The organism is Streptomyces solicavernae (assembly GCF_029968095.1).
GTDB classification, from domain to species: Bacteria; Actinomycetota; Actinomycetes; order Streptomycetales; family Streptomycetaceae; genus Streptomyces; species Streptomyces solicavernae.
The window spans coordinates 1-6,326 of the sequence record NZ_JASCIR010000070.1; the positions used below are offsets into that span (position 1 = coordinate 1).

A 6,326-nucleotide genomic window follows, 5' to 3' on the forward strand; every position below is an offset into this window, starting at 1 on the left:
GCTCCTTGCCCTGCTCCGCAGCGGCTTCGTTTCACCCCCCACCTAAAGGTGGGGGTACCCACGAAGGAGACAGGATGGCAGCTCCGCGCCGTGACACGAAGGGCATCGTCGATGCCGCCGAGCTCTTCTCCCACGTGCGGTTCCGCCGTCGCGAGCCGGCCGAACCGCTGCGGCCCTACCTTGAGCACTACTGGCTGATCGACTGGGACCTGCCCGAGCCGTACGCCTCCCACGTCGTCCCCCACCCTTCTGTGAACGTCGTCTTCCAACGTTCCGGCGCCGGCGGCCCCGGTGACTTCCGCGATCTCGGCGAGGTCGCCGGCATCGGCCTTGAGCTGTTCACCAAGAAACTCGACGGCACGGGCCGGGTCTGCGGAGTGCAGTTCCGCCCCGGCGGGTTCCGGCCGTTCGCCCCCGCCCGGCCGGTCCGCGACTGGACGGGACGGCACTTGGCGCTGGACGCGGTGTTTCCCGCCGCCGCCGTCGACGGTGCCGCTCCGGCCGTACTCGCCCCGGACGACGAGGACGCCCGCGTGGCGGCGCTCGACGCCTTCCTGCTCTCCGTCGGCCCCGAGGCCGACCCGCAGGCCGACCTCGCCATCGCCGTCGTCGAGCGCATCCGTTCCGACCGCTCGATGCGCCGCGTCGGTCAACTCGCCCGCGCGGAAGGCCTGTCGACGCGCAGCCTGCAGCGACTGTTCTCCACATACGTGGGCGTCGGCCCCAAGTGGGTCATCCTCCGCTACCGCATTCACGACGCCCTGGACGTGGCCGAGACCGGCGCCGTCGTCGACTGGGCCGCCGTCGCCGCCGACCTCGGCTACGCCGACCAGGCCCATCTCGTACGGGACTTCACGGCGACGGTCGGGGTACCGCCGACCGCCTACGCCACGCAGACCTGAGACGCCCCGCCAGGGTGATCCCTAAGCCTCCGCAGCCGTCAAGTACCGGTGCACAGTGGGCCCCAGCCAGTCGATCACTTCCTCTCTGCTCAACTCGACTGCGGCCGGAAAGCGCAGCACATACCGCGCGAGCGCCATGCCGAGGACCTGCGACGCGACGAGCGCGGCACGGCGCGGCACCGACTCCGGATCCGGTGCGTACTGGGCGGCGACCGGGACCAGCTGCTCCTTGAAGATCTCCTGCATGCGCTCGGCGCCCGAGGTGTTGGTCACGCCGACTCTGAGCAGCGCCGTCAGGATCTCGCTGTCCTCCCAGAGATCCAGGAAGTGCTCGACGAGGATGACGCCGACCGGTCTGACGTCCCCGTGTACGTAATCCACGGTCAACGGCCGCTTTCCCTCGCCCAGCCAGATCACGTCCGGCATGCCCAGGTCGATCTCGGCGGCGGCGGCGAAGAGCCCCTCCTTGTTGCCGTAGTAGCGCATCACCATCGACGGGTCGATGCCGGCGTCCCGCGCTATGGCACGGATCGTCGCGCGCTCGTACCCATCGGCCGCGAAGCGTTCGCGGGCGGCGGAGAGGATCGCGGCGCGGGTGGCGTCGGAGCGGCGCGCGGGCTTCTCCGGAGGCGCGCTCGCCTCCGCCCCTGCACGCCCGCTCGGTCGGGAGGACTGCGCGGTGTCGGACATGCCGACCAGCGTATGCCAACATCCGTTGGCCCACAAGTGTTGACATGAGACGGGGTCGGGTCTAGATTCGCCAACAAGCGTTGACCAACGACCGTTGACCTTTCGCGCAACGGCCATGGACGGCGCCGGCAGGGCCAGGCAGACCGGCATGGGTCATGGGCATCGAGGAGGCCGCAATGAACGGCAGCACGAGCACCGGCGCACACACCGACACGAACACGCTCGCGAGCCCGCCCCCGAGCCCCGGCGCGGAGCCCTCGGTGATCGTTGTCGGCGCGGGCCCCACCGGCCTGCTGCTCTCCGGGGACCTGGCCGCGGCCGGCATCCCCGTCACCGTCCTGGAGAAGCGCCCCGACGCCCTCAGCAACCTCACCCGCGCCTTCGGTGTCCACGCCCGCACCTTGGAACAGCTGGACGCCAGAGGTCTCGCCGACGAACTCATCGAGCGGGGCCGGCGGATCGAGGAGATCCGGCTCTTCGACGGCCTCACGCTCGACCTGACCCGCCTGCGCTCCCGCTTCCCGTTCCTGCTCTCCGCCCCGCAGTACGAGGTGGAGAGGCTGCTCCGCCGCCGCGCCACGGAGCACGGCGTCGCTTTCAGGCACGGCGCCGAGGTGACCGGCCTGCGCCAGGACGCCACGGGGGCCGACGTCGCGGTGCGCTACGCCGACGGCACGACCGGCTCGTTGCGCGCGGCCTATGTGGTGGGCGCCGATGGTGTGCGCAGCGCCGTCCGTGAGGCCGTCGGCCAGCCCTTCCCTGGCCGGCCCGTCATCCGCTCGATCATCCTGGCCGACGTCAGGCTGTCCGAGAACCCCGATCCGACGGTAGCGATGCGCGGCTCGAAGGACGCGTTCGCCTTCGTCATCCCCTTCGGCGACGGGTACTGGCGGGTGGGCGGCTGGAATCGCGAGCGGGCCGAGATCCCCGACTCCGCGCCCACGTCGCTCGGCGAGCTGAAGGACCTCACGCGCCGGGCCCTCGGCTCCGACCTCGGTATGCACGACGCCCGTTGGATCTCCCGCTTCCACAGCGACGAGCGCCAGGTCCGCTCCTACCGCACGGGCAGGGTCTTCCTCGCCGGTGACGCCGCGCACACCCACAGCCCGGCCGGCGGGCAGGGTATGAACACCGGACTGCAGGACGCAGCCAACCTGTCGTGGAAGCTCGCCGCCGTCCTGCGCGGACGCTCCCCCGAGGCCCTGCTCGACACCTACCAGAGCGAACGGCACCCCGTGGGCCGGGCCGTGCTGCGCAGCAGCGGCGCCATCATCCGCCTCGCCATGGCGCACAACCACCCGCAGTACGCGCTGCGTTCACTGTTGACCACCGTGCTGAAGCGCGTGCGCACGGCGCGGGAGACGGCACTCGGCCAGATCACCGGCATCGGATACGCATACACCGCACCCCGCGGCGCCCATCCGCTCGTCGGCCACCGCGCCCCGGACGTGTCCCTGGCCGACGGCCCGGCGGGCACACGCCTCCACGAGGCCCTGCGTGCAGGCGAGTTCGTCCTCGTCACACCTGCGGACGCGCGGGTCGAGGCGAGAGACAAGCAGGGCCACGCGCTGCGGGCCACCCTCACCCACTGGTCCGGCCCCCGCCGCGGCACGCTCCTGGTCCGCCCCGACGGATACATCGCCTGGGCGGCAGAGAACGCCCGCTCGGACCAGATACGGGCAGCCCTGCGAGAGTGGACGGGGGCGTAGACGGACAGCGCTCACGCCGAGCCGGCCCAAGCCACCTCGCAGGCCCCGCCCGGCCCCCGTCCAGACACGCCTATCCTGGCTGGACCCGTCCCTGTCGTACATACGCACGAGGAGCACCGCACATGGCCCCCGCCCCGATCGCCGTCGTCACCGGAGCGAGCAGCGGGATCGGCGCCGCCACCGCGCGCCAACTGGCCGCCGCCGGTTACCGCGTGGTGCTCACGGCCCGCCGCAAGGACCGGATCGAGGCGGTGGCCGCCGAGATCAACGAGGCGGGTCACCAGGCCATGGCGTACGCCCTGGACGTCACGGACCGCGAGGCCGTGGACACATTCGCGACGGCGTTCCGGGAGATCGCGGTGCTGGTGAACAACGCGGGCGGGGCGCTCGGCGCGGACCCGGTGGCGACGGGCGACCCGGCCGACTGGCGTCAGATGTACGAGGTCAACGTGATCGGGGTGCTCAACCTGACGCAGGCCCTGCTGCCCGCGCTGATCGCGAGCGGCGACGGCACGGTCGTCGTCCTGTCCTCCACCGCCGGACACGGGACGTACGAGGGCGGGGCGGGGTACGTGGCCGCGAAGAACGGCGCCCGGGTCCTCGCCGAGACGCTGCGCCTGGAGATCGTCGGCCAGCCGGTACGGGTCATCGAGGTCGCGCCCGGCATGGTCAAGACCGAGGAGTTCGCGACGACCCGCTTCCGCGGTGACACGGAGAAGGCGGCGAAGGTGTACGCGGGCGTGGCCGAACCGCTGACCGCGGACGACGTCGCCGACACAATCACCTGGGCGGTGACACGTCCCCCGCACGTCAACATCGACCTGCTCGTCGTCCGCCCCCGCGCGCAGGCCTCCAACACCAAGGTCCACCGGGAGCACCGGTGACCACGCCCCGGCCCCGGCCCCGAACCCGGCCCGGCCACCGAACCCGAACCCGAACCCGAACCCAAATCAGAACCCGCTCGCATACTGCCTGTTCGGCAGCCACCTGGTCGCGTTCGTGATGATCTACGCGGTCATGCACGCGAAGTGACGGTGCGCAGCCCCGAGTGAGCCGATCGCACTCCGGGGTCCAGTGATCAACCCAAGGCAAGACACCCCGGCGCAGGAGGATCTGGGTATGGCCGACCTCAGCAGACGAGCCGTCTTGTTCGTCGTCGACGGCGAGCAGGACACCCGGCTCAGCAGTCCCGGGACCGGGGCCGAGCGGCCCATGCTCGTGGATTCCTGAAGGCTCAGCGCGCGACGCTGGAGATGAAGTGCACGGGCCTGCAAGGCGAGTTGGCCCGACGCTCCGTGGAGCCGTCCACGCTCTCGCTGCTCGGGCTTGTCCGGCATCTCGCCGATGTGGAGCGCCGCTGGTTCCGGAGGGTCCTCGCCGGACAGGAAGCGCCGTCACGCTTCGCGTCGGAGGCCCACCCCGACGGGGACTTCGACGGCGCCACGTCCGACCCCGAGGTGCTCGCGGCGGCGTGGCGGCCTGGCGCACCGAAGTGGCGTTCGCCGAGCGCTTCGTCGCCGAGGCGCCCCGCCTCGTCATCGCGGGCCAGGACTCGTGGCGCGGAAAGGTGTCGCTGCGCTGGGTACTCGTCCACATGGTCGAGGAGTACGCCAGACACAACGGCCACGCGGGCCTGCTCCGCGAACGGAACGACGGCGCGATAGGACTGTGCCTCCCAGGGGTCCTCGGGCGCACGGAGAACCCGCAGGAGCCTCAGACCTCACCCCTTCACGCACACCACCTGCTTGAGCTTGGCCACCACCTGGACCAGGTCCCGCTGCTGGTCGATGACCTGCTCGATCGGCTTGTACGCGCCGGGGATCTCGTCCACCACACCCGAGTCCTTGCGGCACTCCACACCCCGCGTCTGCTCCTCCAGGTCCTTCGCGGAGAAGCGCCGCTTGGCCGCGTTACGGCTCATCCGTCGACCGGCGCCGTGCGAGGCCGAGTTGAAGGACTTCTCGCTGCCGAGGCCCTTCACGATGTACGAACCGGTGCCCATCGAACCGGGGATGATCCCGTAGTCCCCGCTGCCCGCACGGATCGCTCCCTTACGGGTGACCAGCAGATCCATCCCCTCGTACCGCTCCTCCGCCACATAGTTGTGGTGTCAGAGGACCTGCTAATCCCATATGAGGCTCACCTAGCGGCTTCATGGGCTAGGAGGGGACGAACGTTGACACTCGCCGAGGAGCAGCCGAGGAAGAAGATGACGGCCGCCGAGGTAGAACGGCTGGTCAACCGCCTACGCGGGGTGCCGGCCGGGACGCCGAGCCTAGAAGAGGCCAAAGCCCTCCGTGCAGAGGGCTGGCACCTCGTTGTGGCCTACTGTCGGATCTCCGACGACGCGCATAAGCGGGACGGCCACGGGGTCGAGGACCAGACACGGCACTGTGCGCGTATCGCGGAGCGGACCCGCTCCGTCGTTGTGCAGCACTACATCGACAACGACAAGTCGGCGTCGAAGGCCAGCGTCACCCGGGACGACTTCGACAGCATGATCGACGCCCTTGAGCGTGGGACGACCGATCACGGATACCCGGTGGACGGAGTGGTGTGCGTTGCCGACGACCGTCTCTATCGAGGGGCGCACGCGTACGAGCGCTTTGTGGACTCGTTCACGGCCCATCCGGATCGCATCTACGCCGACGACACCGGCCGCCACGACCTCTACGGGGACGGTGCCGAGTACCGCGGGTTGCTCGGAGTGGCCGCGTCACGTTCGGAGACCAAGAAGAAGAAGCGCCGGGCACGGTTGAACCACCTTGCCCGAGCCGAGCGTGGGGAGCCGGTCGCGGGCCGACGTCCGTTCGGTTGGAACGCAGACAAGCTGACCTTGCACCCCGAGGAGTCGAAGGTCGTCCGCCAGGGCGTGACCGATCTCCTCGCGGGCAAGAGCATCACCACCGTGACCCGGAACTTCGTGGCCTCCGGGCTGACATCCACGATGGGCAACAGCTGGCAACTCCAGACAGTGAAGCAGATCCTGCGGAACCCTCGGATCTGCGGCTACCGAAAGCTCAGC

At 70.2% G+C, this 6,326-nt stretch carries 5 protein-coding genes and 2 pseudogenes; 5 read left to right on the forward strand and 2 right to left on the reverse strand.

The annotated features are described in order from the left end of the window. The first annotated feature begins 74 nt into the window (after positions 1-74). Positions 75-902 carry a helix-turn-helix domain-containing protein gene (locus QIS99_RS31790; protein WP_282517229.1) on the forward strand — a complete coding sequence of 276 codons (828 nt, stop codon included), beginning with the start codon at positions 75-77 and terminating at the stop codon, positions 900-902. A 21-nt stretch (positions 903-923) separates the two neighbouring features. Here the strand turns inward: QIS99_RS31790 and QIS99_RS31795 are convergent, their stop codons facing one another. Next, positions 924-1,592 carry a TetR/AcrR family transcriptional regulator gene (locus QIS99_RS31795; protein WP_282517230.1) on the reverse strand — a complete coding sequence of 223 codons (669 nt, stop codon included), beginning with the start codon at positions 1,590-1,592 and terminating at the stop codon, positions 924-926. Positions 1,593-1,768: 176 nt separating this feature from the next. Here QIS99_RS31795 and QIS99_RS31800 point away from each other — a divergent pair, with 176 nt between their 5' ends. From QIS99_RS31800 to QIS99_RS31810, 3 genes and pseudogenes are all read left to right on the forward strand, one after another. Next, the gene (locus QIS99_RS31800; RefSeq protein WP_282517231.1) at positions 1,769-3,301 is read left to right on the forward strand and encodes an FAD-dependent oxidoreductase; all 1,533 of its coding nucleotides are present in this window, start codon (positions 1,769-1,771) and stop codon (positions 3,299-3,301) included. 122 nt (positions 3,302-3,423) lie between these two features. Next, on the forward strand, positions 3,424-4,185 hold the full coding sequence (locus QIS99_RS31805) for an SDR family NAD(P)-dependent oxidoreductase (protein WP_282517232.1): 762 nt from the start codon (positions 3,424-3,426) through the stop codon (positions 4,183-4,185). Between the two features lie 235 nt (positions 4,186-4,420). After that, positions 4,421-4,970, forward strand: a pseudogene (locus QIS99_RS31810) (DinB family protein); the annotation flags it as partial. 51 nt (positions 4,971-5,021) lie between these two features. Here the strand turns inward: QIS99_RS31810 and QIS99_RS31815 are convergent. Then, positions 5,022-5,411, reverse strand: a pseudogene (locus QIS99_RS31815) (RtcB family protein); the annotation flags it as partial. A 66-nt stretch (positions 5,412-5,477) separates the two neighbouring features. On the opposite strand from QIS99_RS31815, the gene QIS99_RS31820 reads away from it, so the two are divergent. Continuing rightward, a partial coding sequence (locus QIS99_RS31820) for a recombinase family protein (protein ID WP_282517233.1) occupies positions 5,478-6,326 on the forward strand: 849 nt, incomplete at its 3' end.